Source organism: Bradyrhizobium sp. CCGE-LA001 (genome assembly GCF_000296215.2).
In the GTDB taxonomy this organism is placed as follows: domain Bacteria; phylum Pseudomonadota; class Alphaproteobacteria; order Rhizobiales; family Xanthobacteraceae; genus Bradyrhizobium.
This window is the reverse complement of record NZ_CP013949.1, coordinates 7,374,459-7,397,118: the sequence shown is the minus strand read 5'-3', so window position 1 is coordinate 7,397,118 and position 22,660 is coordinate 7,374,459. Positions and strand designations below refer to the sequence as shown.

The window sequence follows — 22,660 nt, the reverse complement described above, 5'->3', positions numbered from 1 at the left end:
CTGTAACCGCGGCAAAAAATCCATGATCCTCAGCACTCGGGAATAGCTAATCGCGCGCCGACGCTCCATGATCGCTGCGCCCGGCATGATCCGGGGCAGGAAGTCTGACTGGCATGAAACGTCTCAAAATCCTGCGGCGGTGGTTTGCGCGCAAGTTCGGCTTCGCGCGGCTGATGTGCCTCGCGCTGCTGGTGCTGTTCGCCGGCGCGCGCCTGTGGGATCCGCCGCCGATCCAGGAATTGCGGCTGCGCACCTTCGACATGTTCCAGCTGATCGACCCCAGGCACAAGGCGGCGCGGCCTGTCGTCATCGTCGACATCGACGACAAGAGCCTCGCCAAGCTCGGGCAATGGCCGTGGCCGCGCACGCGGATCGCCGATTTGATCCAGAACCTGACCAGTAACGGCGCCGCCGCGATCGGCTTCGACGTGGTCTTCTCCGAGCCCGATCGGCTCAACCCGGATCTGGTCGCGAGCCAGATGCGCCATCTCGACGATGCCACCCGCGCCAAGCTGCGCGAACTGCCGACCAACGACCAGATCCTCGCCGAGGCGATCAAGCGCTCGCGCGTGGTGCTGGGCGAAACCGGGCTTCCGGCCGTCTTGTCCGAACTCGATAAATCGCTTCCGTTCACCGGCGTGGCGACGGTGGGGGAGGAGGGCGCCGAACGCTTCCTGTTCGAATTTCCAGGCTTGCTGCGCAACGTGCCGGACATAGAGAAGGTCGCTGCCGGCCGCGGCCTGTTCTCGATCAGGAAAGAGCGCGATGGGTTCATCCGCCGCGTGCCGATGGTCATGCGGGCCCAGGGCAACATCATGCCGTCGCTCAGCCTCGAGATCCTGCGCGTGGTCACGGGCACGCCGACGCTGCTCGTCAGGACCGACAAGACCGGCGTGCGGGCCGTGCGCCTCAAGGGCGTCGAGATCCCCACCGACAAGAACGGCCAGTTCTGGGTGCACTACGCCCGCCGGGATCCCTCGATCTACGTCTCCGCGGCCGACGTGCTCGACAACAGCGTGTCACCGAGCAAGTTCGCCGGCAAGCTTGTGCTGGTCGGGACCTCCGCGGCCGGGCTCAACGACATCAAGACCACGCCGGTATCCGCGACCATGCCGGGTGTCGAGATCCATGCCCAGGTGCTGGAGAGCGTGCTCAGCGGCGCGGTGATCTCGCAGCCGAACTACGCGCTCGGCATCGAGCTGATCGCGGCGCTGGTCATAGGGCTGCTCGTCATCATCTTCACGCCGAATCTCGGTCCCGTGCGTCTGGTGCTCGCCGGTGCGGCCTTCGCCGCCATCCTGGTTGGGGTGTCCTGGTTCTTCTACACGCAATACCGCTATCTCATAGACTTCACCTATCCGCTGCTGTCGACCACCGCGGTCTATCTGACCTTGATCTTCGCGAGCTTCGTGCGTGAGCAACGCCAGCGCGTGCAGATCCGTGGCCAGTTCGCGCAATACATGTCGCCGGTGCTGGTCGAGCAGCTGGTGCAGTCGCCGGAGAAGCTCGTGCTCGGCGGCGAGGAGCGCGAGATGACCATCATGTTCTCCGATGTGCGCGGCTTCACCACGATCTCGGAGAGCTACAAGCACGATCCCCAAGGCCTCATCGAGTTGATGAACCGCTTCCTGACACCGCTGACGGACGTGATCATCGAGCAGAAGGGCTACATCGACAAATACATGGGCGACGCCATCATGGCGTTCTGGAACGCGCCGCTCGACGATAACAAGCACGAGGTCAACGCCTGCGAAGCCGCCATCCAGATGCTGGAGCAGATCGACACGGTCAACAAGGAGCGCGAGCAGGAAGCCGCCGATGGCGGCCACGTCTACATTCCGCTCAATGTCGGCATCGGGCTCAACACCGGCATCGGCGTGGTCGGCAATATGGGCTCCGACCTGAAGAAGAACTATTCGGTGCTCGGCGACAGCGTGAACCTGGCCTCGCGCCTCGAGGGCCAGACCAAAGAATACGGCTTCCCGATCATCGTGGGATCCCGGACGGCGCTCGCCGCCAAGGACAAGTTCGCCATCCTCGAGCTCGACTTCATCATGGTCAAAGGCAAATCCGAGCCGGAGGTGATCTACGCCATCGCCGGCCGCGAGGACGTGATGCATTCGGGCGCCTTCCAGCGCCTGCGCAACATCACCATCGAAATGCTCGGCTGCTACCGCAGCCGCGACTGGCAGGGCGCCCTCGACGCCATCGAGCGCGGCCGCAAGAGCGAGGATGCCGACACGCTGGAAAAGCTGTTCAGGCTGTACGAAAAGCGGATCAAGGATTTCCAGGTCGACCCGCCGCCGGAGGGATGGACCGGGGCGTATGCGCTGCTGACGAAGTAGGGTCGTCAGGTGTGGTTTGAAGGCCGCCCCATCGGCGGTGTCATCCCCGCGCAGGCGGGGATCCATACCCACAGGGAGCGGTTATGGCGCGAGCCGGCAACTCCGAGTTTCCGCACAATTGCGGCCTGTGGCTATGGGTCCCGAGCTCGCGACTGCGTCGCGCCCCGGGACGACAGGGCAATGTGATGCGTAATTGTGGCTGCCCCCCTCACTCCGTCCCGATCGTCGTCAGATCCTGAAACCAGTGCTGCGCCTGCACGAACTGCTTGATCTTCGGCGACAGCGCGTGCGGGTTGGTGTCGTGGACGACCCAGACCAGCGTGGCGTCGTCGACGATCAGCGCGTGCGCCTGCGCCAGCAGCGCGTCCTGCTTGGTGGCATCGAAGGTCTGCTTGGCCTCGTCGATCAGCGCATCCACCTTCGGGTTCTTGTAGCCGCCCCAGTTGACGCCGACGGGTGCGATCTGGCCCGAATGGAAGAAGCGGACGATCGCGTAGAGCGGGTCGGAGGTGACATAGGCGATGTTATTGGCGGTGATGCCGGCGTTCATCTCGTCCGCCGCGCCCTTGCGCCAGTGCGTGTAGAGCGTCTCGAGCTCGACCACCTTGAAGTCGATGTCGATGCCGATCTCCTTGAAGCTCTGCTGTAGAAACTCGTTCATCGGCAGCGACAGCATCTGGCCGGTGCCGCCTTGCGCGATGATGAAGGTGGCCTTCAGCGGCTTCGCCTTGGAGTAGCCGGCTTCCTCGACCAGCTTCTTTGCGGCGGCGAGATCGTATTTCAGCTCGAAGCTCGGCTTGCCGAACCAGGGGCTCGACGGATCGACCTGTCCTTTGGCGGGTTTTGCCAGCCCATTCATCAGCCCAACCACGGCCTCGCGGTCGATCGCGAGATTCAGCGCCTTGCGCAGGCGGATATCGGTCCAGGGCGAGCCCGGCAGCACGCTGAGATGATAGTTCCAGACATGCGGCGTGACGTTGTCGACGAGCTTCATGCCGGCTGCTTTCAGCTGCGGCACGGCATCCGGCGCCGGCGTCTCGATCAAATCGACCTGCCCGGCGAGCAGCGCATTGGTGCGCGTCAGCGCTTCCGGCATCGGCACCAGCACGATCTTGTCGGCCTTGGGGATGCGCTTCTTGTTCCAGTAATCCGGGTTCTTAGTGAGCTCGGCGAGCTCGCGCGGCACCAGCTTGGTCAGCTTGAATGGACCGGTGCCCGAGGGCTGGCTGGCGAACTTGTCCCAATCCTTGCCGAGCTTGTCGTACTGCGCTGGGCTCGACACCAGGAACCACAGCATCTGATAGGGAAAGAAGGAGTCGACGGTCTTGGTGGTGATCTCCACGGTGAAGTCGTCGATCTTGGCGTAGCTAGCGACGGAGGGAAGGCGGGTCTTCACCTGCGCGCTCTGCCGCTTGTCGAACTGCGGCGCCTTGTCATTGAGCACCTTGTCCAAATTCCAGATCACCGCGTCGGCATTGAACTCGCTGCCGTCGTGAAACTTCACGCCCTTGCGCAGGGTAAAGCGCCACTTGGTCTTGTCGGCATCGTCGACCTTCCATTCGGTCGCAAGCCCGGGCACCAGCTTGCCGGGACGATCAGCGACGTCCATCTCCCAGGCGACCAGGGGATCGTAGATCGTGTAGGCCGTGAACTGATAAGCACCGGCACCGCGATCGGGCTGGCCGGTCGTCAGCGGAATGTCCGCCATCGAGATGCCGTAGCGCACCACGCTTTCGGCGCGCGCCGAGATTGCGGTTGCCGCCAGCGCAAGCACGGCGAGACAGGTCGATAGGCGGTTACGCATGGTTCAAAGCTCCCAGGGATTTCGGGAGCGGACTTGCAATCTTGATGCCAGAATAGGCAATGCGATGCGTCGGTCGGTGCATTGACCACAAGGACTTGTCGTCGCAGTGACAAATTGCAGAATAAGTTTCTCATTGGCATAGCCATTGCATACGATTGCATCAAAAATAGTCATCGAAGCCGGAAAAGGAATTGAGGCGATGCTTATGAAGAAGACGACACGCGCGGCATTGATCGCGGGGCTTGCTCTGACGACGGCGGCGGCATGGCCGCGCGTCGTGAGCGCCCAAACGGTGCTGCGAATCGGCATGACTGCTGCCGATATTCCGCGCACGCTGGGCCAGCCCGACCAGGGCTTCGAGGGCAACCGCTTCACCGGCCTCACCATGTATGACGCGCTGACCGGCTGGGACCTGTCCTCGGCCGAGAAGGCCAGCGTGGTGATCCCCGGCCTTGCCACCGAGTGGAAGGTCGACGATGCCGACAAGACCAAATGGGTGTTCAAGCTGCGCCCCGGCGTCACATTCCATGACGGCTCGCCGTTCAATGCGGACGCCGTGGTGTGGAATGTCGAGAAGGTCCTGAAGCAGGACGCGCCGCAGTTCGACGCCAGCCAGGTCGGCGTCACCGCCTCGCGCATGCCGACGCTGGCCTCCGCCAAGAAGATCGACGACATGACGGTCGAGCTCACCACCAAGGAGCCCGACAGCTTCCTGCCGATCAATCTCACCAACCTCTTCATGGCCAGTCCGACGAAGTGGCAGGCCTTCTATGACAAGGCCGAAGGCGCCGACGCCAAGGCAAAGTCGCAGGCCGCCTGGACCGCTTTCGCCAGGGACGCCTCGGGCACCGGCCCGTGGAAGATGGCCAGCTTCACGCCGCGCGAGCGGCTCGAACTCGTCAAGAATGCGGCCTATTGGAACAAGGATCGCGTGCCCAAGGTCGACAAAATGGTGCTCTTGCCGATGCCGGAGCCGAATGCGCGCACCGCGGCGTTGCTCTCCGGGCAGGTCGATTGGGTCGAGGCGCCCGCGCCGGATGCGCTGCCCGAGCTCAAGCAGCGCGGCTTCAAGCTCTACTCCAATGAGCAGCCGCATGTCTGGCCCTGGCAGTTCTCGCGCATCGAAGGCTCGCCCTGGAACGACATCCGCGTGCGCAAGGCGGCCAACCTCTGCATCGATCGCGAAGGCCTCAGGGACGGCCTGCTCGCCGGCCTGATGGTGCCTGCGACCGGCACCTTCGAGCCCGGCCATCCCTGGCGCGGCAAGCCGAGCTTCCAGATCAAGTATGACAAGGCAGCCGCGCAAAAGCTGATGCAGGAGGCCGGATACGGCCCGAACAAGAAGCTGACCGTGAAGACGCAGACGTCCGCATCCGGCTCTGGTCAGATGCAGCCTTTGGCGATGAACGAATATCTCCAGCAGGCGCTGGCCGAATGCTATTTCGACGTGAAGCTCGACGTCATCGAGTGGAATACGCTGTTCACCAACTGGCGCCGCGGCGCCAAGGACCCTAGCGCCAACGGCTCGAACGCGACCAACGTCACCTATGCGGCGATGGACCCGTTCTTCGCGCTGGTGCGCTTCCTGCAATCGGGCATGGCGCCGCCGGTCTCGAACAATTGGGGTTTTATCAACGAGCCCAAGTTCGACGAGCTGGTGAAGAAGGCGCGGCAGACCTTCGATCCCGCTGCGCGTGACGCCGCGCTCGCCGAGCTGCACGCGGCCTCCGTCGACGATGCCGCCTTCCTCTACGTCGCCCACGACGTCGGCCCGCGCGCCATGAGCCCGAAGGTAACAGGCGTCGTGCAGCCGAAGAGCTGGTTCATCGACTTCTCGCCGGTGTCGATCGCGAAATAGCTCGCACCGCGTACTCGCTGCACCCTCTCCCCTTGTGGGAGAGGGTGGCTTCGCGACAGCGAAGCCGGGTGAGGGGTCTCTCTCCGCGGATGCGGACCTCTCCACCGATGCAATCTTCATCCGCGGATAGAACCGCCTCATCCGGCGCGCTGAGCGCGCCACCTTCTCCCACAAGGGGAGAAGGAAGAAAGAACCAAACGTGCTTGCCTATATCGCCAGACGCATCGTCTATGTCGTCCCGATCATCATCAGCGTGGCGCTGGTGTGCTTCCTTCTTGTGCACATCACGCCGGGCGATCCGCTGGTCGCCGTGCTGCCGGCCGACGCCTCGCAGGAGCTCGCCGCGCAGCTGCGCGCCGCCTATGGCTTCGACCGCCCATTGCCGGTGCAGTTCGGGCTTTGGCTGCTCCGGGCCCTGCACGGCGATCTCGGCAATTCCATCGCCACCGGTCGCCCCGTGCTCGCCGAGGTCATGCGCGCGGTCGGCAACACCGTCACGCTGGCGATCGCCGCCGCGATCATCGGCTTCACCATGGGCATCCTGCTCGGCCTGATCGCCGGCTATTTCCGTGAGACCTGGATCGACAAGCTAGCGACCTCGTTCGCCATCGCCGGCGTCTCGGTGCCGCACTACTGGCTCGGCATGCTGCTCGTCATCATCTTCTCGGTGCAGCTGAGCTGGCTGCCCGCGGTCGGCGCCGGGCCCAGCGGCTCCAATTCCTGGGCCTGGGACTGGGCGCATTTGAAATATCTGGTGCTGCCGGCGATCACGACATCGGTGATCCCGATGGGCATCGTCACCCGCACGGTGCGCGCGCTGACCGGCGACATCCTCAGCCAGGATTTCGTCGAGGCGCTGCGGGCCAAGGGCCTGCGCGAAACCGGCGTATTCCGCCACGTCATCAAGAATGCTGCGCCCACTGCGCTCGCGGTGATGGGGCTCCAGCTCGGTTACATGCTCGGCGGATCGATCCTGATCGAAACCGTGTTCTCCTGGCCTGGTTCAGGCTTTCTTCTCAACTCGGCAATCTTCCAGCGCGACCTGCCGCTGCTCCAAGGCACGATCCTGATCCTGGCGCTGTTCTTCGTCTTCCTCAATCTGCTGGTCGACATCGCCCAAGCCGCGATCGACCCGCGTATCAAGCGGGGCTAGCGATGAGCGAGCTTCCGTTGTCCGCCACCACTGACGCCGCGCTTCAGGCCGCGCCCGCGACCAAGGCGCGCGGTTATTGGGCGACGGTCGGCCGCCGCATCATGCGCGACAAGGTCAGCATGGCCTGCGCGCTGGTGCTGCTGCTGATCTTCCTGTCCGCGATCCTTGCGCCATGGCTGGGTCTCGAAGACCCTTACAGGGGCTCGATGATCCGCCGCCTGCGCCATATCGGCACCGCGGGTTACCCGCTCGGCACCGACGAGCTCGGCCGCGACATGCTGGCGCGGCTGATCTATGGCGGGCGGCTGTCGCTGGTCATCGGCATTTTGCCTGTCATCCTTGCCTTCTGCATCGGCACCTCGCTCGGTCTCGTTGCCGGTTATGTCGGCGGCAGGCTCAACACCGCGATCATGCGCACGGTCGACGTGTTCTATGCGTTCCCGTCGGTGCTGCTGGCGATTGCGATCTCCGGCGCGCTCGGCGCCGGCATCCTCAACTCCATCGTGTCGTTGACCGTGGTATTCGTGCCGCAGATCACCCGCGTTGCCGAAAGCGTCACCACCGGCGTGCGGAACATGGATTTCGTCGAGGCCGCGCGCGCCTCGGGCGCCGGCGCCTTCACCATCATGCGCGTGCACATCCTCGGTAACGTGCTGGGCTCGATCTTCGTCTACGCCACCAGCCTGATTTCCGTTTCCATGATCCTCGCCGCCGGTCTCTCCTTCCTCGGCCTCGGTACAAAACCGCCGGAACCGGAATGGGGATTGATGCTGAACACGCTGCGCACGGCGATCTACGTCAATCCCTGGGTCGCAGCATTGCCGGGCGCGATGATCTTCGCGGTCTCGATCTGCTTCAACCTGCTCTCGGACGGCCTGCGCAGCGCCATGGACATCAGGAATTGACGATGATGATGCAGATGGACACTGGCGCGGCAGGGAAGGTCGTCATGCCCGGGCTTGTCCCGGGCATCCACGTTCGCCTTTCCGCGTGGCAAGGCGTGGATGGCCGGGACAAGTCCGGCCATGACGGCATCGAGGCATTGGCGCAGGCCATATGCGATCAAGGATCGCAGCCATGAGCGAGAGCACATCCTTCGAAATGCTGGAGCAAGTCGAGGATCGCGGCGGCGTTGCGCAGACGCTGCTTCAGGTCAACGGCCTGACCAAGCATTTTCCCGTGCGTGGCGGCTTGTTCGCCGCAAAGCGCACCGTGCGGGCCGTCGACAACGTCTCCTTCACGGTGGCCAAGGGCGAAACCGTCGGTATCGTCGGCGAGTCCGGCTGCGGCAAGTCGACCACCGCGCGCCTCCTGATGCACCTGATGCCGCGCGATGACGGCGACATCATCTATGACGGCATGACCGTCGGCCAGTCACTTTCGCTGCGCGAGCTGCGCCGCGGCATGCAGATGGTGTTCCAGGACTCCTACGCCTCGCTCAATCCGCGCCTGACGATCGAGGAATCGATCGCCTTCGGTCCCAAGGTCCACGGCATGGCCGATGGCACCGCGCGCAATCTCGCGCGCGAGCTGCTCGGCAAGGTCGGCCTCCGCCCGGAGAATTTCGCCAACCGCTATCCGCACGAGATTTCCGGCGGCCAGCGCCAGCGCGTCAACATCGCCCGTGCGCTGGCGCTGTCACCGCGGCTGGTGATCCTGGATGAGGCCGTCTCGGCGCTCGACAAATCCGTCGAGGCGCAGGTGCTCAATCTGCTCGCCGATCTCAAGCGCGAGTTCGGGCTGACCTATCTGTTCATCAGTCACGACCTCAACGTGGTCCGCTACATCTCCGACCGCGTGCTGGTGATGTATCTCGGCGAGGTCGTCGAGCTCGGCCCGGTCGATCAGGTCTGGGATAGCCCTGCGCATCCCTATACGCGTGCGCTGCTGGCGGCGATGCCGTCCTCCGACCCCGACAGGCGCACCGAGACGCCGCCGATCACGGGCGATCCGCCCAATCCGATCGATCCGCCCCCGGGCTGCCGCTTCCATACCCGTTGCCCATTTGCGGAGCCGCTCTGCGCAAATGCGACACCAAAGCTCACCGCGCTGGATAATATGGGCCACGAGGCCGCGTGCTACATGGCTATACCGGGTTCAGGCCATAGCCGCGCGCCCAGGGGAGAAATCGTATGACGAGACCGACACCGAAAGAGATCAAGCCGATCGCACACATCGCGGGCGTCCCCGTGGATGACGAGATCGCGACCCGCATCTCCAATTCCATCGGACCTGCCTTCGAAGGCTTTGCGACCATTGCCGGCACGCTGCCGTTCGACCTTGAGCCCGCCGGCTATGTGATCGCGCAAACGCAGAAGGTGTCGAAATGAGCACCGAACCCGCATTGATGACGCTCGCCGAGGTCGCGCGTGCGATCGCGGCGAAGCAGCTGTCCTCGCATGAAGTGACGCGTGCGCTGCTGAAGCGGATCGCGCAATGGCAGCCGCATCTCAACGCCTTCATGTCGATTGAAGCGGATGAGGCGCTGAAGGCGGCAGAGACCGCCGACGCCGAGCTCGCCAAGGGCAATGTCCGCGGTCCCCTGCATGGCGTGCCGCTCGCGCACAAGGACATGTACTACGACGCCGGCAAGGTCTCGACCTGCGGCTCGCTGATCCGCCGTGACTTCGTGCCGACCACGACATCGACTGCGTTGCAGCGGCTGAAGGACGCCGGCCAGGTCAGGCTCGGGACATTGCATCTCGCCGAGTTCGCCTATGGCCCGACCGGGCACAACGCCCATTACGGCCCGGTGCGCAACCCCTGGAACGTCGCCCATATCACCGGCGGCTCGTCATCCGGCTCCGGTTCGGCGGTTGCGGCGCGATTGACCTATGCGGCACTCGGTTCGGACACCGGCGGTTCGATCCGCATGCCCGCCCATTTCTGCGGCGTCACGGGGCTGAAGACCACCGTCGGTCGCGTCAGCCGTGCCGGCGCGATGCCGCTGTCGCAATCGCTCGACACGGTCGGCCCGCTCGCCCGCACTGCCGAGGATTGCGCGCTGCTGCTGGCGCTGATGGCTGGCGCGGATCCGGCGGATTCCACCTGCAGCCACGAGCCGCTGTCGGACTATGTCGCCGCGACCAAGGGCTCGCTGAAGGGCCTGAAGATCGGCGTGCCCGCGTCTTTCTATGTCGACGATCTCGACAGCGAGGTCGCGCGTGTGCTGGACGAGACCATCGCGGTGCTCAAGCGCGAGGGTGCCGACATCGTCACGGTCGAGCTGCCGGACCAGCGGCAATTGTCGTCGGCGAGCCAGCTGGTGCTCGCCGCGGAAGCCGCCGCCTTCCACAAGCGCTGGATGATCGAGCGTCCGCAGGATTATGGCCCGCAGGTCCTGATGCGGCTCCAGAACGGCCTTGCCGTTCCCGCCATCACCTATCTCGAGGCGATGCGTTGGCGCGGGCCTGCGCTCGCCGCGCACAACGCAGCGACCGCGCACGTCGATGCGGTGATCGCGCCGGCCTCGCCCGTGCCGGCGCCGACCATCGAGGAGAGCGACGTCGGCGGCGGGCCGAATGCGCCGGCCATGGTGCAACGGCTGACGCTGTTCACCCGCCCCGTGAACTTCCTCGGCCTGCCGTCGCTCACGGTGCCCTCGGGCTTCACCAAGGCCGGCCTGCCGGTCGGCATGCAGCTGATCGGCCGCTCCTTCGACGAAGCCACCCTGCTCACCATCGGCGCCGCGTTCCAGCGCGTCACCGACTACCACGATAGATTGCCGAAACTGCCGTCATGACCAAGCTCGTCGAGATCTCAGGCCTCAACATCCGCTTCACCGGCGAGCGCACGGTCTATGCCGTGAACGACCTCAGCCTCTCGCTCGGCAACAGTGAGGTGCTGGGCCTGCTCGGCGAATCCGGCTCCGGCAAGAGCGTGACCTTGCGTGCGCTGATGCGGCTCTTGCCGAAGAAGCGCACGCAGATCTCCGGCACGGTCAACGTGCTGGGCCGCGACGTGCTCGCCATGAACGACGAGGAGCTGTCGTCGTTCCGTGGTCAGACCGTCTCGATGATCTTCCAGGAGCCTGCGCTCGCGCTCGATCCGGTCTACACTATCGGCGCACAGATCGCCGAAAGCGTGGTGCGCCATGAGGGCAAATCTCATGCGGAGGGCAGGGCGCGTGCGCTCGAAATGCTCGAAGTCGTGCGCATTCCCTCGGCAAAGCGCCGCCTGGATGCCTATCCGCACGAGATGTCCGGCGGCATGCGTCAGCGCGCGATGATCGCGCTTGCGCTGGCCTGCCGGCCGAAGATTCTGCTCGCGGACGAGCCGACCACGGCGCTCGATGCCACCGTGCAGATCCAGATCCTGTTGCTTCTGCGCGAACTCCAGCGCGAATTTGGCATGTCCGTCATCTTCGTCACCCACGACATCGGCGTCGCCATCGAGATCTGCGACCGTGTCGCGGTGATGTATGCCGGCCAGATCGTGGAGCAGGGCAGCCTGCGCGACATCGTCCGCTCGCCGGTGCATCCCTACGCCAAGGGCCTGCTCGCCTCCACCATCCACGGCGCCAAGCGCGGCGCGCGGCTGGAAACCATTCCCGGCACGCCGCCCTCGCTCTCCGAGAAGCCCCACAACTGCTCCTTCGCGCCCCGCTGCAAGCTCGCCGAGCCGCGCTGCCTGGAGCAATTGCCGGCGAATGTGGAGGTTGGGCCGAGTCGCGCAGCAAGGTGCGTGCTAGCGGAGCCAGTCGCGGCAGCGCCGTAAACTTCGGCGCTCGCCGACGGGCGCAGCTGCGCTCCCTCGCCCAGCTCTTTGTGGGAGAGGTGACGCGCAGAGTTCCCTACTTGAGAATTTTCTCTACGAAATCATCAACTTGTCTACTGTGCATGGGGTTGTTTTCGGCCCTTGTATCGAGACTCCCGCAACTGACCGGCCGCGAGCAGCATTCACACCTCATTCATCCCGGTTCCCGTTCCATGCGGGCATTCAGGGAAGAGGGACTTAACGGATGCACATTTCCAACGAAGGCCTGCTCGTCATCCTCTTCGTCGGCCTGGTCGCCGGCTGGCTCGCCGGAAAGATCGTGCGGGGCGCTGGATTCGGCATCATCGGCGACATCGTGATCGGCATTGCCGGTGCGCTGGTGGCGAGCCTTCTGTTTCCCAAGCTCGGCATTCGTCTTGGCACCGGGCTCGTCTCCGAGATCGTCTATTCCGCGATCGGCGCGGTCATTCTGCTGCTGGTGGTCCGGCTGGTGCGTGGCGGCGGGCGGCTCTAGCCCGGCGTTGGGGGTTGGAACTTTCGGTTTCTCCCTTTCCCCGGAACCGGCTGAAAGCCTGCAAGAAAAAGCCGTAAGCCTGTGAAATTCCGGATTGCGCGGAAGGCAATCAGGGGTAGATGTGGCCTGTCAGGGATCCGGATTATTTCGACCGCGTTGGACGGCCGGAAAACAGATGTTAATCCGCGGCGAGTACCCCTGAATCGTCTTTGAAATCAGGGGCCTCGCCCCTTACCTGAAAGAGACAAGACTGATGGCAGCCATCCCTGGCGTCCGCCGTTCAGAGCTCGGTGACGCCTTGCGTGCTTGTCGCACGGCGTTCATCGGCGTCGGCTTGATGAGCTGCATGATCAACCTGCTCTATCTGACGGGGTCGATCTTCATGCTGGAGGTCTACGACCGGGTGCTGCCCAGCCGCAGCGTTCCGACCCTGGTCGGCCTCATCATCCTCGCCAGCTTCCTCTACATGGCGCAGGGCCTGCTCGACATGATCCGCAACCGGATCCTCGGGCGGATCGGCACCGCGCTGGACGAAGCCCTCAACAAGCGCGTGTTCGACACCATCGTGCGCCTGCCGCTCCTCGTCGGCAGTCGCAACGAGGGCCTCCAGCCGCTGCGCGACCTCGACAATGTCCGCTCCTTCCTCGGCGGCATGGGTCCGAGCGCGTTCTTCGACCTGCCCTGGCTGCCGCTCTATCTCGCGATCTGCTTCGCCTTCCACGTCATGATCGGCGTCACCGCGCTGGTCGGCGCCATCATCCTGGTCGGCCTGACGCTGGTCACCGAATTCATGTCACGCCAGCCGGCGAAAGAAGCGATGGGCCTTGCCGCGCAGCGCAACGATCTCGCCCAGGCCAGCCGTCGCAATGCCGAAGTCATGGTGTCCATGGGCATGGCCGGCCGCATGAACCAGCGGTGGAGCGAGGCCAACGAAAAATATCTCGCCGGCAATCAGCGCGCGAGCGACGTCGCCGGCGGTCTCGGCGCGGTCGCAAAAGTGCTGCGTATGATGCTTCAATCGGCGGTGCTCGCGGTCGGCGCCTATCTCGTCATCCACCAGGAGGCGACCGCCGGCATCATCATCGCCGGGTCGATCCTCTCCGCCCGCGCGCTCGCGCCGGTCGATCTCGCCATCGCGCATTGGAAATCCTTCGTCGCGGCGCGCCAGAGCTGGCAGCGCCTGACCCGCCTGTTGGAGCAGATGCCGGCGCAAGCGATGCCGACGCAGCTGCAGCCGCCCACCAGCCGGCTCTCGGTCGAAGGCGTCGCCATGGTGCCGCCGGGCGACCAGCGCCTCATCGTGCAGGACATCACCTTCGCGCTCGCCGCCGGCAACGGCCTCGGGGTCATCGGGCCGAGCGGTTCCGGCAAATCGTCGCTGATCCGCGCGCTGGTCGGCGTCTGGCAGCCGGCGCGCGGCAAGGTCCGGCTCGACGGCGCGGCGCTGGATCAATGGTCGAGCGACGTGCTCGGCCGCCACATCGGCTATCTGCCGCAGGACGTCGAATTGTTCGGCGGCACCATCGCCCAGAACATCAGCCGGTTCGACCTCGAAGCCACCTCCGATGCCATCATCGCCGCGGCCAAGGAGGCCGGCGTGCACGAGATGATCATCAAGATGCGAGAGGGCTACAACACGCAGGTCGGCGAGCAGGGCACCGCGCTTTCGGCAGGCCAGGCGCAGCGCGTGGCGCTGGCTCGCGCGCTCTATGGCAATCCGTTCCTGATCGTGCTCGACGAGCCCAATTCCAATCTCGACACCGAAGGCGACGAGGCGCTGACCCGTGCCATCCGCGCCGCGCGCGAGCGCGGGGCCATCGTCGTCGTGGTGGCGCATCGGCCGATCGGCGTCGAGGCGGTCGACCAGATCCTAGTGCTGCGCGACGGCCGCATGCAGGCCTTCGGTCCGAAGGAGCAGGTCCTCGCCCAGGTGCTCCAGCCGCGCGTGACGCCGCCGGCCCCGATCAAGATCGTCAGCGAAGGTGGAGTGCCCAAGCCATGAGCACGTTGGCGATCGGTGGACCTAAGCCTTCCGCGAACAAGACCGTGCGCGATTCCATCAAGTTCCACCTGATGCTCGGGCTCGGGATCGTGCTGGTGCTGGTCGTCGGTCTCGGCGGCTGGGCTTCCACGGTGCTGATCTCGGGCGCGCTGATTGCGCCGGGCCAGATCGTGGTCGAATCCAACGTCAAGAAGGTGCAGCATCCGACCGGCGGCGTCGTCGGCGAGGTGCGCGCACGCGACGGCGACGTGGTCAAGGCCGGCGACGTCGTGGTGCGGCTCGACGACACCGTCACCAAGGCCAACCTTGCCATCGTCACCAAGAATCTCGATGCCGCGCAGGCGCGGGCGGCGCGGCTGCAGGCCGAGCAGCGCGGTCTCGACAAGATCGAGTTTCCGCAAAGCCTTCTCGAGCGCGCCAACGATCCCGACGTCAAAGCACTGCTCTCGGCCGAGACCAAGCTGTTCGACGTCCGCGTCAACGGCCGCACCGGACAGAAGGCGCAGCTGCGCGAGCGCATCACGCAGCTCAACGAGGAAATCTCCGGTCTCAGCGCCCAGGAGAAGGCCAAGGACCAGGAGATCTCGCTGGTGCAGAACGAGCTCACCGGCGTGCGCGAGCTCTACGACAAGCGCCTGGTGCAGATCTCGCGCCTGACCCAGCTCGAACGCGACTCGGCCCGCCTCAACGGCGAACGCGCGCAGTACATCGCCTCGCGCGCCCAGGCCAAGGGCAAGATCACGGAGACCGAGCTCCAAATCATCCAGATCGACAAGGACGTGGTCAGCGAAGTCTCCAAGGACCTGCGCGAGACCAACGACAAGATCGGCGAGCTGATCGAGCGCAAGGTCGCCGCCGAGGACCAGCTCCGCCGCGTCGACATCCGTGCGCCGCAGGACGGCATGGTGCTGCAATCGACGGTGCACACCATTGGCGGCGTCATCACCGCAGGCGACGCGCTGATGCTGATCGTGCCGCAGGCCGACGATCTCCAGGTCGAGGCCAAGGTCAACCCGGTCGACATCGACAAGCTTCAGATCGGCCAGAAGACGCTGTTGCGACTGTCCGCCTTCAACCAGCGCACCACGCCCGAGCTCAACGGCGTGGTCAGCCGCGTGTCGCCCGACGTCACCACCGACCAGCGTACCGGCCAGAGCTACTACACCATCCGCGTCTCGATGCCCGCCGAAGAGATCGCCCGCCTCGGCGACGTCAAGATGATTCCCGGCATGCCCGTGGAAGCCTTCGTGCAGACCGGCGACCGCACCATGCTGTCCTATCTGATGAAGCCGCTGCATGACCAGCTGATGCGCGCCTTCCGCGAGAAGTGACGCGCGATAGCGCGTCGTCTTCACTCGTAATTGCGAGCACAGCGAAGCAAATCCAGTCTGCCTCTACGGAGAGATTTCTGGATTGCTTCGCTGCGTTCGCAATGACGACTTTGCTGCCAGTTTGCTATACTACGATCGCAAACAGCAACCCGGCGGTCGAACAATGCAAACCCTACCCTCCATCGCCACCGAATCCTTCTCCGATGCAGGCCGCGCCGTCGCGCGGCTCGAAGAGATCTACGAGCGCAATACGAAATTCCTGCGCGAGCGGTTCGAGGCCTATGTCGGTGGCGAAGCGATCACGACGCGGGTTCGCGCTTACTATCCGTTCGTCCGTCTCACTACCGCAACGCATGCGCGGCTGGATTCGCGTCTCGCTTACGGTTTTGTCGCCGGCCCCGGCGTGCACGAGACCAGCGTCACGCGGCCCGATCTGTTCCGCAGCTATCTCACCGAGCAGATCGGTTTGCTGATCCAGAACCACGGCGTGCCGGTGGAGATCGGCGAATCCGCCGAGCCGATCCCGATCCATTTCGCCTATCGCCGCGACATCAACATCGAAGCCGCCATCACCACCAGCGAGAACTCGTCCGTCACGCGGACGCTGCGTGATGCGTTCGACGTGCCTGATCTCGCCACGATGGACGATTCGATCGCCGACGGCACCTTCGAGCTGCGGCCGGGGGTGGCCGAGCCGCTGTCGCTGTTCCGCGCCGCCCGGGTCGACTACTCGCTGCGACGGCTCTACCACTACACCGGCACCGATCCCGAATACTTCCAGAACTTCGTGATCTTCACCAACTACCAGTTCTATGTCGACGCCTTTGCGCAGCTCTGCCAGCAGCGGCTTCAGTCCGGCGAGGCCGGTCTCGATGCTTTCGTCGCGCCCGGCAACGTGATCACCACCAGCGGCGGTGCCGTCAGCGGCACAGGGCCGGCTCGCACACCACAGATGCCGGCCTTCCATCTGGTCGCACCGGATTATCGCGGCATCACCCTGATCAACATCGGCACGGGTCCGTCCAATGCGCGCAACGTCACCGATCACGTCGCCGTGCTGCGGCCGCACGCCTGGCTGATGCTTGGCCATTGCGCGGGCCTGCGCAACACGCAGCGGCTCGGCGACTACGTGCTCGCCCACGGTTATGTGCGCGAGGACCACGTGCTCGACAGCGAGCTGCCGCTGTGGGTGCCGATCCCGGCGCTGGCCGAGATGCAGGTCGCGCTCGAAGAGGCGGTCGAGGACGTCACGGGGTTGGAAGGTTTCGAGCTCAAGCGCTTGATGCGCACGGGAACGGTGGCGAGCGTCGACAATCGCAACTGGGAGATCTCCGGCCCGGAGGTGATCCGCCGCCTGTCGCAATCGCGCGCAGTGGCGCTCGACATGGAATCGGCCGCGATCGCCGCCAACGGCTACCGCTTCCGTGTCCCCTACGGCACGTTGCTCTGCGTCTCCGACAAGCCGCTGCATGGTGAGATCAAGCTCGCGGGCATGGCCAGCGAGTTCTATCGCCGCCGCGTCGGCCAACATCTGGAGATCGGCCTGAAGGCGCTGGATCGGCTCAAGCAGCAGGAATCCGAGCGGCTGCATTCGCGCAAGCTCCGCAGTTTCGCCGAAGTCGCGTTCCAGTAGGATCAAGCTGCGCTTTGCTGCTGACAATCGGAGCGATCTTCAGCATTGTTCAGAGCGGGAGCTCGACCAGGACGACTTGATGCCACTCATGCGCGACAAGATCATCGGCCATGATCTGGAACGGCTGGCCTTTCGCTTCACCATGCTGAACGACGGTGATGTGGTGCAGTGCCAGATCAGCGACGCCGCGATGGACGAGCTCGCGGGCATGCAGGGTACCGAAAGCAGCGCACGCCAGGCGCAGTTCCTGTCGTTGCGCGAGACCATCGAACGGATCGCATCCGACCTCTACGACGAAGCGCCGCGCTTCCACGGCTATGTGGTGCGGATCTTCATGCGGCATTTGGGCAGGTAGCTGCGGCTCCATTCTCCGCTGTCATGCCCCGCGAAGGCGGGGCATCCAGTACTCTGTGGCCTCGATTTCAATCACAACCTCCTCGGAGTACTGGATCGCCCGGTCAAGCCGGGCGATGACAGCTGTGACGTGGTGACCTCGCTCCCACTCGCTTGAGTCACGCTCGTTCACCCCTCCAGCTTCCTCAGCAGCAGCTTCAGCGCCGTCACTGCGAAGACCTGCATGTTGCCGAACCGGTCGTGGCTACCGGTCTCCAGCGTCATCACCTCTACCGCTGGCCCTGCGACTGCCATGCAGCTATGGCCCGCGGCATCGCCGTAGCGATTGCCGGTGGGGCCGGCGGCGCCGGTCTCGGAGAGGCCCCAGTCGGAGCTGAAGCGTGATCGCATCCGCTCCGCAAGCAGCTGTGCATAGGGCTCCGAAGACGAGCGAAAGCCCTTCATTCCCTCATCCGAAATATCCATCAGCGCACGCCGGGCATCGCGGGTGTAGACCACGGCACCACCGAGGAAATAAGCGGACGCGCCGGGCACGGCGAGCAGGCTGGCTGAGATCAGCCCGCCGGCGGAGGATTCCGCCACGGCGATGGTCTGCTTGCGCGCGATCAGTTTGGCGGCGACCTGTTCCGCAATGCCGACGAGCTCTTTCATCCTTTTGACCTCTCCTTCCCTCGCAACCGAGCCCAGCCTTCCTAGCATATGACAGAAGGCTTGGCCGAGTTGCGGGCGACGGGCAGGCCTGCTTGAATGGCGGACAAGACGGAATGAGACGAGGAAACGTGAAGGAGACGTCATGGCGTCCCTGATCGCTGGCGGGGTGGATTGCGATGTGCATCCGGCCGTGCCGCATCTGACCAGCCTGTTGCCGTACCTGAACGACTATTGGCGCGATCAGGTGACGACGCGCGGCATGGTCGATCTCGTCTCACAATCCTATCCCGAGAAATCGCCGATCGTGTCGCGGCCCGATTGGCGCCCAGAGTCCGGCAAACCCGGCGAACGCCTGGAGGATATGCAGCGCCATGTTCTCGATCCTTTCCAGCTCAGCTACGCCATCTGCAATCCGCTCTACGGCGTGCAGATGGTGTTCTCCGAGGACATGCAGGCGGCGTTCTGCCGCGCGCTGAACGATTGGCTCGCCAGAGAATGGCTCGGTCGCGATCCCCGCCTGCGAGGCTCGATCGTGATCCCCACGCAAAGCGTCGAGAAGGCCGTGGCGGAGATCGAGCGCTGCGCGCAGGACAAGCGCTTCGTGCAGGTGCTGATGCTGGTGATGGGCGATACGCCGCTCGGCAAGCGCGCGCTGTGGCCGATCTACGCGGCCGCGGAGCGTCTGGAACTCCCGATCGGCATCCACGCCGGTTCCGCCTATCACAATCCGCCGACCGCGGTGGGATGGGGGTCCTATCACATCGAGGATTATGTCGGTCAGGCCCAGGCGTTCCAGACCCAGCTCACCAGTCTGATTGTCGAGGGCGTGTTCGCCAAATATCCGCGGCTGATGATGGTGATGCTGGAATCCGGCGTCTCCTGGATCTCCCCTTATCTCTGGCGCCTGCACAAATTCTGGCGCGGGGTGCGGATGGAGACGCCGTGGGTCGACCGCGCGCCGCTGGACATTGTGCGCAGCAACATCCGCTTCTCGTTACAACCATTTGATGCACCGCCAGACTCGGCGACATTAAATCGCCTGTTTGATCATATGCAGTCGGACGAATTGGTCCTATTCTCCACGGACTATCCGCACTGGCAGTTCGATGGCCAGGACGCGCTGCCCGAAGGTCTGTCCCCCGATCTCGTGCGCAAGATCATGATCGACAATCCGCATGCGACCTATCCCCGCCTGAAATGAGCCCGCTGCCAAAGGAGGCAAGGCGATGAATATCCAGTTCCGCGAGAGCCAAGAAGCTGCTTCCCCACTGACGACGAAAACCGCGATCGCGGATTGCGACATCCATCCGGCTCGCGCCACCCGCACCGAGCTCTATCCCTATCTCGCCAAACGCTGGCAGCATCACCTCGAAATCTACGGCGTCCATGCCTATCAGGGCATGATGGAAGGCCCGCCCTATCCGAAGGCCCAGCCCAACGCCTCGCGCCGCGATGCCTATCCGCCGGAAGGCGGCCCGCAGGGCTCCTCGCTCTCCTTCATGCAGAAGCAACTGCTCGATCCCAACAACGTGCAATTGGGCGTGCTCAACCCGCTCAACACCGGGCAGGGCATCCGCAATCACGAGCTCTCGGCCGCTCTCTGCTCGGCGATCAACGACTGGCAGATCGACAAATGGACCAGCAAGGACAAGCGGCTGAAGGCGTCGATTGTCGTTGGCAATGAGGACGGGCTGTCGGCCGCCGCCGAAATCCGCGAGCGCGCCGGCGACAAGAATTTCGTCCAGGTGCTGCTGCTCAGCCGCAATGTCGAGCCGCTCGGCCAGCGCCGTTACTGGCCGATCTACCAGGCCGCGGAAGAGGCCGGCCTTCCCGTCGGCGTTCACGCCTTCGGCTTCGGCGGCAATCCGATTACGCCCTCGGGCTGGCCGTCCTATTACATCGAGGAGATGGTGGGGCACTCGCAGTGCCAGCAATCGGCGCTGGCGAGCCTCGTGCTGGAAGGCGTGTTCGAGCGCTTCCCGAAGCTGAAGATGGTGATGATCGAGGCCGGCTTCGGCTGGGCGCCGTCGCTGGCATGGCGGCTCGACAAGGCCTGGCAGCGCCTGCGCAGCGAGGTCCCACACGTGAAGCGGCCGCCGTCCGAATATATCCGCGAGCAGGTGTGGTGGACGACGCAGCCGATGGAAGACCCCGAGCGGCGCGAGGATCTGTTCGACGTCATCAACTGGATCGGCTGGGACCGGCTCTTGTTCGCAACGGACTATCCGCATTGGGATTATGACGAGCCGTCGCGCGTCTTGCCGGCAGGCGTCAGCGAGACCAATCGCGAGGCGTTCTATCTCGGCAATGCCAAGAAGCTTTACGGACTGGCTTGATGGCCCGTCATGTGATCGCCGCGGTCGACGAGCTTCCGCCGGGCACGCGAAAATTTCTGGAGATCGACGGACGGCCGATCGCCGTCTTCAACATCAAGGGTGAATATTTCGGCCTGATGAACCGCTGCCCGCATCAGGGCGCGGCGCTGTGCGAGGGCCCGCTGATCGGACTCGCGCAATCCAGCGATCCCGGCGAGATCGAATATACGAAACTCGGCGAGATCATCCGCTGCCCTTGGCACGGCTGGGAGTTCGACATCCGCACCGGCCAGTCCTATTGCGACCCCCGCCGCTTCCGCGTGAAGGCGTATCCCGCTCATGTCGAGCCGGGCGCCAGCGTGGTGAAGGGGCCGTATGTCGCCGAGACCATCCCGGTGAAGGTCGAGAGCGACTACGTGGTGGTGGAGCTGTAGATCCCACGGTCATTCCGGGGCGATGCAAAGCATCGAGCCCGGAATCCATCGTGCGACGGGAATGCTGGGAGAAATGGATTCTCCGATGCGCAATTGCGCATCTTAGCTCGCGCTATGCGCGCCCCGGAATGACACTGTCCTAATGCCCCGCCACCGGCTCCGGCACCGCATCATAAACCGGCACCGTGCCGCCACCGCGATACACCGTCGAGGCCGCGATGATGCCGAGCAGGGCTGCGAACATCAGCCAGAAGCCGGGCGCGGCCTTGTCGCCGGTGCGCTCGATCAACCAGGTCGACGCGAACGGCGTGAAGGTGCCGAACAGGGCGGCGGCGAGTGCGAAGGCGAGCGAGAAGCAGGTGGTGCGCACATGCGCCGGCACGATCTCGACGAGTGCGCCGAGCATGGTGCCGCTGTAAACGCCGAAATAGAACGAGAACATCATCTCGACCGCGAGCAGCTTGCCGAAGGTCGGCGCCGCCACCAGCCAGTGCAGCGCCGGATAGGCGGTGACGAGCGAGAGGCCGGCGATGGCGAGCAGCACCGGCTTGCGGCCGATGCGGTCGGACAGCGCGCCGCCGACCGGATTCCAGATGAAGTTGCTCACTGCCACCAGCAGAGTCACGAGCAGCGCGTCCTGCGTCGACAGCTTCAGCACGGTCTTGCCGAAGGTCGGCGTGTAGACGGTGACGAAGTAGAACGTCGTCGTGGTTAGGATCGCGATCATCATGCCGAGCACGACGATGCGCCAGTTGGTGAGGGCGGAGGCGAACACCTCGCGCGTGGTCGGATGCTTCTTCATGGCGAGGAAGGCCGGCGTCTCCTCCAGCGTCCGTCGCAGGACGAAGATCAGCGGAATGATCAGGCAGCCCACGAAGAACGGAATGCGCCAGCCCCAGGCCGCCACGGTGTCGGCCGGCATCAGCTCGGAGAGGATGAAGCCGAGGATCGAAGCGACGAAGATCGCGACCTGCTGGCTCGCCGATTGGAACGAGGTGTAGAAGCCGCGATTGCCGGGCGTTGCGATTTCCGCGAGATACACTGACACGCCGCCGAGTTCGACGCCCGCCGAGAAGCCCTGCAGCAGCCGGCCAGCCAGCACGATGATCGGCGCCGCGATGCCGATGGTTTCGTAGCTCGGGCAGAACGCGATGACGACGGTGCCGAACGCCATGATGCCGAGGGTGACGATCAGGCCCTGGCGGCGGCCGATGCGGTCGATATAGGCGCCGAGCACGATCGCGCCGACGGGACGCATGAGTGCGCCGAGCCAGAACACGCCGAATGTGTTGAGCAGCGAGGCCGTCTCGTTGGTCGAGGGGAAGAACGCTTTGCCGATCGCGGCGGCATAGAAGCCGAACAGGAAGAAGTCGAACTGCTCGAGGAAATTGCCCGAGGTCGCGCGCAGGATGGCGCCGATGCGCGACTTGATCGCGGGTGGATTGGTCGATGCGGCTGATCCAGCCATGGCGTTCTCCCCTTGGAAAGGCGTGGCCGGCCGAAAATCGTCCTTCCGGCAAGGCGACAGATTGATGCTGCGACAATATGCC

General features: G+C 64.5%; 20 protein-coding genes. 17 read left to right on the top strand and 3 right to left on the bottom strand.

The annotated features are described in order from the left end of the window. Positions 1 to 113 precede the first annotated feature (113 nt). Positions 114 to 2,345 carry a CHASE2 domain-containing protein gene (locus BCCGELA001_RS33620; protein WP_008541403.1) on the top strand — a complete coding sequence of 744 codons (2,232 nt, stop codon included), beginning with the start codon at positions 114 to 116 and terminating at the stop codon, positions 2,343 to 2,345. 208 nt (positions 2,346 to 2,553) lie between these two features. Here BCCGELA001_RS33620 and BCCGELA001_RS33615 read toward each other — a convergent pair whose 3' ends face one another. Then, positions 2,554 to 4,149: an ABC transporter substrate-binding protein gene (locus BCCGELA001_RS33615; RefSeq protein WP_060737249.1), complete on the bottom strand. Its 1,596-nt coding sequence runs from the start codon at positions 4,147 to 4,149 to the stop codon at positions 2,554 to 2,556. Between the two features lie 199 nt (positions 4,150 to 4,348). Here BCCGELA001_RS33615 and BCCGELA001_RS33610 point away from each other — a divergent pair, with 199 nt between their 5' ends. The 13 genes from BCCGELA001_RS33610 to BCCGELA001_RS33555 all read left to right on the top strand — a co-directional run bounded on the left by BCCGELA001_RS33610 (position 4,349) and on the right by BCCGELA001_RS33555 (position 17,711). After that, positions 4,349 to 6,007, top strand: coding sequence for an ABC transporter substrate-binding protein (locus BCCGELA001_RS33610; RefSeq protein ID WP_060737248.1), 1,659 nt, complete (start codon positions 4,349 to 4,351; stop codon positions 6,005 to 6,007). Between the two features lie 199 nt (positions 6,008 to 6,206). Then, entirely contained in the window at positions 6,207 to 7,160 is a 954-nt protein-coding gene (locus BCCGELA001_RS33605) for an ABC transporter permease (RefSeq protein WP_060737247.1), read from the top strand. A 2-nt stretch (positions 7,161 to 7,162) separates the two neighbouring features. Then, a complete protein-coding gene (locus BCCGELA001_RS33600) occupies positions 7,163 to 8,065 on the top strand; it encodes an ABC transporter permease (RefSeq protein WP_060737246.1) in 903 nt (300 codons plus the stop codon). Positions 8,066 to 8,067: 2 nt separating this feature from the next. Next, complete coding sequence (locus BCCGELA001_RS38090; RefSeq protein ID WP_158511672.1) at positions 8,068 to 8,241, top strand: hypothetical protein; 174 nt, start codon at positions 8,068 to 8,070, stop codon at positions 8,239 to 8,241. After that, positions 8,238 to 9,296, top strand: a complete 1,059-nt coding sequence (locus BCCGELA001_RS33595) for an ABC transporter ATP-binding protein (RefSeq protein ID WP_060737245.1) — start codon at positions 8,238 to 8,240, stop codon at positions 9,294 to 9,296. Before BCCGELA001_RS38090 ends, BCCGELA001_RS33595 begins: the two co-directional genes overlap by 4 nt. Next, positions 9,293 to 9,490: a hypothetical protein gene (locus BCCGELA001_RS33590; RefSeq protein WP_008541445.1), complete on the top strand. Its 198-nt coding sequence runs from the start codon at positions 9,293 to 9,295 to the stop codon at positions 9,488 to 9,490. Before BCCGELA001_RS33595 ends, BCCGELA001_RS33590 begins: the two co-directional genes overlap by 4 nt. Then, positions 9,487 to 10,902, top strand: a complete 1,416-nt coding sequence (locus BCCGELA001_RS33585) for an Asp-tRNA(Asn)/Glu-tRNA(Gln) amidotransferase GatCAB subunit A (RefSeq protein ID WP_060737244.1) — start codon at positions 9,487 to 9,489, stop codon at positions 10,900 to 10,902. Before BCCGELA001_RS33590 ends, BCCGELA001_RS33585 begins: the two co-directional genes overlap by 4 nt. Beyond that, on the top strand, positions 10,899 to 11,876 hold the full coding sequence (locus BCCGELA001_RS33580) for an ABC transporter ATP-binding protein (RefSeq protein ID WP_060737243.1): 978 nt from the start codon (positions 10,899 to 10,901) through the stop codon (positions 11,874 to 11,876). The genes BCCGELA001_RS33585 and BCCGELA001_RS33580 overlap by 4 nt, the downstream gene beginning before the upstream one ends. A 244-nt stretch (positions 11,877 to 12,120) precedes the next feature. Continuing rightward, a complete protein-coding gene (locus tag BCCGELA001_RS33575) occupies positions 12,121 to 12,390 on the top strand; it encodes a GlsB/YeaQ/YmgE family stress response membrane protein (protein ID WP_008541453.1) in 270 nt (89 codons plus the stop codon). 253 nt (positions 12,391 to 12,643) lie between these two features. Next, entirely contained in the window at positions 12,644 to 14,392 is a 1,749-nt protein-coding gene (locus BCCGELA001_RS33570) for a type I secretion system permease/ATPase (protein ID WP_060737242.1), read from the top strand. After that, positions 14,389 to 15,723, top strand: coding sequence for an HlyD family type I secretion periplasmic adaptor subunit (locus BCCGELA001_RS33565; RefSeq protein WP_008541469.1), 1,335 nt, complete (start codon positions 14,389 to 14,391; stop codon positions 15,721 to 15,723). The genes BCCGELA001_RS33570 and BCCGELA001_RS33565 overlap by 4 nt, the downstream gene beginning before the upstream one ends. Positions 15,724 to 15,886: 163 nt before the next feature. After that, positions 15,887 to 17,356 (top strand): AMP nucleosidase, encoded by a 1,470-nt coding sequence (locus tag BCCGELA001_RS33560; protein ID WP_008541471.1) that lies wholly within the window; start codon positions 15,887 to 15,889, stop codon positions 17,354 to 17,356. Positions 17,357 to 17,444: 88 nt separating this feature from the next. Beyond that, positions 17,445 to 17,711 (top strand): DUF1488 family protein, encoded by a 267-nt coding sequence (locus BCCGELA001_RS33555; protein WP_008541473.1) that lies wholly within the window; start codon positions 17,445 to 17,447, stop codon positions 17,709 to 17,711. 167 nt (positions 17,712 to 17,878) lie between these two features. Here the strand turns inward: BCCGELA001_RS33555 and BCCGELA001_RS33550 are convergent, their stop codons facing one another. Beyond that, positions 17,879 to 18,361: a CinA family protein gene (locus BCCGELA001_RS33550; protein ID WP_008541474.1), complete on the bottom strand. Its 483-nt coding sequence runs from the start codon at positions 18,359 to 18,361 to the stop codon at positions 17,879 to 17,881. A gap of 142 nt (positions 18,362 to 18,503) precedes the next feature. Here BCCGELA001_RS33550 and BCCGELA001_RS33545 point away from each other — a divergent pair, with 142 nt between their 5' ends. The 3 genes from BCCGELA001_RS33545 to BCCGELA001_RS33535 are packed head-to-tail and all read left to right on the top strand — an operon-like array spanning position 18,504 to position 21,110. Then, the gene (locus tag BCCGELA001_RS33545) at positions 18,504 to 19,562 is read left to right on the top strand and encodes an amidohydrolase family protein (RefSeq protein WP_008541475.1); all 1,059 of its coding nucleotides are present in this window, start codon (positions 18,504 to 18,506) and stop codon (positions 19,560 to 19,562) included. Between the two features lie 25 nt (positions 19,563 to 19,587). After that, the gene (locus tag BCCGELA001_RS33540) at positions 19,588 to 20,697 is read left to right on the top strand and encodes an amidohydrolase family protein (RefSeq protein WP_008541476.1); all 1,110 of its coding nucleotides are present in this window, start codon (positions 19,588 to 19,590) and stop codon (positions 20,695 to 20,697) included. Beyond that, positions 20,697 to 21,110 carry a Rieske (2Fe-2S) protein gene (locus BCCGELA001_RS33535; protein ID WP_008541477.1) on the top strand — a complete coding sequence of 138 codons (414 nt, stop codon included), beginning with the start codon at positions 20,697 to 20,699 and terminating at the stop codon, positions 21,108 to 21,110. The genes BCCGELA001_RS33540 and BCCGELA001_RS33535 overlap by 1 nt, the downstream gene beginning before the upstream one ends. A gap of 139 nt (positions 21,111 to 21,249) precedes the next feature. Here the strand turns inward: BCCGELA001_RS33535 and BCCGELA001_RS33530 are convergent, their stop codons facing one another. After that, positions 21,250 to 22,578: an MFS transporter gene (locus BCCGELA001_RS33530; protein ID WP_060737998.1), complete on the bottom strand. Its 1,329-nt coding sequence runs from the start codon at positions 22,576 to 22,578 to the stop codon at positions 21,250 to 21,252. Positions 22,579 to 22,660 lie beyond the last annotated feature (82 nt).

Excerpts from the sequence above, each read along its gene's own strand:
- BCCGELA001_RS33620 (WP_008541403.1), top strand. The coding sequence starts at position 114 with ATGAAACGTCTCAAAATCCTGCGGCGGTGGTTTGCGCGCAAGTTCGGC.
- BCCGELA001_RS33615 (WP_060737249.1), bottom strand. The coding sequence starts at position 4,149 with ATGCGTAACCGCCTATCGACCTGTCTCGCCGTGCTTGCGCTGGCGGCA.
- BCCGELA001_RS33610 (WP_060737248.1), top strand. The coding sequence starts at position 4,349 with ATGCTTATGAAGAAGACGACACGCGCGGCATTGATCGCGGGGCTTGCT.
- BCCGELA001_RS33600 (WP_060737246.1), top strand. The coding sequence starts at position 7,163 with ATGAGCGAGCTTCCGTTGTCCGCCACCACTGACGCCGCGCTTCAGGCC.
- BCCGELA001_RS38090 (WP_158511672.1), top strand. The coding sequence starts at position 8,068 with ATGATGATGCAGATGGACACTGGCGCGGCAGGGAAGGTCGTCATGCCC.
- BCCGELA001_RS33595 (WP_060737245.1), top strand. The coding sequence starts at position 8,238 with ATGAGCGAGAGCACATCCTTCGAAATGCTGGAGCAAGTCGAGGATCGC.
- BCCGELA001_RS33590 (WP_008541445.1), top strand. The coding sequence starts at position 9,293 with ATGACGAGACCGACACCGAAAGAGATCAAGCCGATCGCACACATCGCG.
- BCCGELA001_RS33585 (WP_060737244.1), top strand. The coding sequence starts at position 9,487 with ATGAGCACCGAACCCGCATTGATGACGCTCGCCGAGGTCGCGCGTGCG.
- BCCGELA001_RS33580 (WP_060737243.1), top strand. The coding sequence starts at position 10,899 with ATGACCAAGCTCGTCGAGATCTCAGGCCTCAACATCCGCTTCACCGGC.
- BCCGELA001_RS33575 (WP_008541453.1), top strand. The coding sequence starts at position 12,121 with ATGCACATTTCCAACGAAGGCCTGCTCGTCATCCTCTTCGTCGGCCTG.
- BCCGELA001_RS33570 (WP_060737242.1), top strand. The coding sequence starts at position 12,644 with ATGGCAGCCATCCCTGGCGTCCGCCGTTCAGAGCTCGGTGACGCCTTG.
- BCCGELA001_RS33565 (WP_008541469.1), top strand. The coding sequence starts at position 14,389 with ATGAGCACGTTGGCGATCGGTGGACCTAAGCCTTCCGCGAACAAGACC.
- BCCGELA001_RS33560 (WP_008541471.1), top strand. The coding sequence starts at position 15,887 with ATGCAAACCCTACCCTCCATCGCCACCGAATCCTTCTCCGATGCAGGC.
- BCCGELA001_RS33555 (WP_008541473.1), top strand. The coding sequence starts at position 17,445 with ATGCGCGACAAGATCATCGGCCATGATCTGGAACGGCTGGCCTTTCGC.
- BCCGELA001_RS33550 (WP_008541474.1), bottom strand. The coding sequence starts at position 18,361 with ATGAAAGAGCTCGTCGGCATTGCGGAACAGGTCGCCGCCAAACTGATC.
- BCCGELA001_RS33545 (WP_008541475.1), top strand. The coding sequence starts at position 18,504 with ATGGCGTCCCTGATCGCTGGCGGGGTGGATTGCGATGTGCATCCGGCC.
- BCCGELA001_RS33540 (WP_008541476.1), top strand. The coding sequence starts at position 19,588 with ATGAATATCCAGTTCCGCGAGAGCCAAGAAGCTGCTTCCCCACTGACG.
- BCCGELA001_RS33535 (WP_008541477.1), top strand. The coding sequence starts at position 20,697 with ATGGCCCGTCATGTGATCGCCGCGGTCGACGAGCTTCCGCCGGGCACG.
- BCCGELA001_RS33530 (WP_060737998.1), bottom strand. The coding sequence starts at position 22,578 with ATGGCTGGATCAGCCGCATCGACCAATCCACCCGCGATCAAGTCGCGC.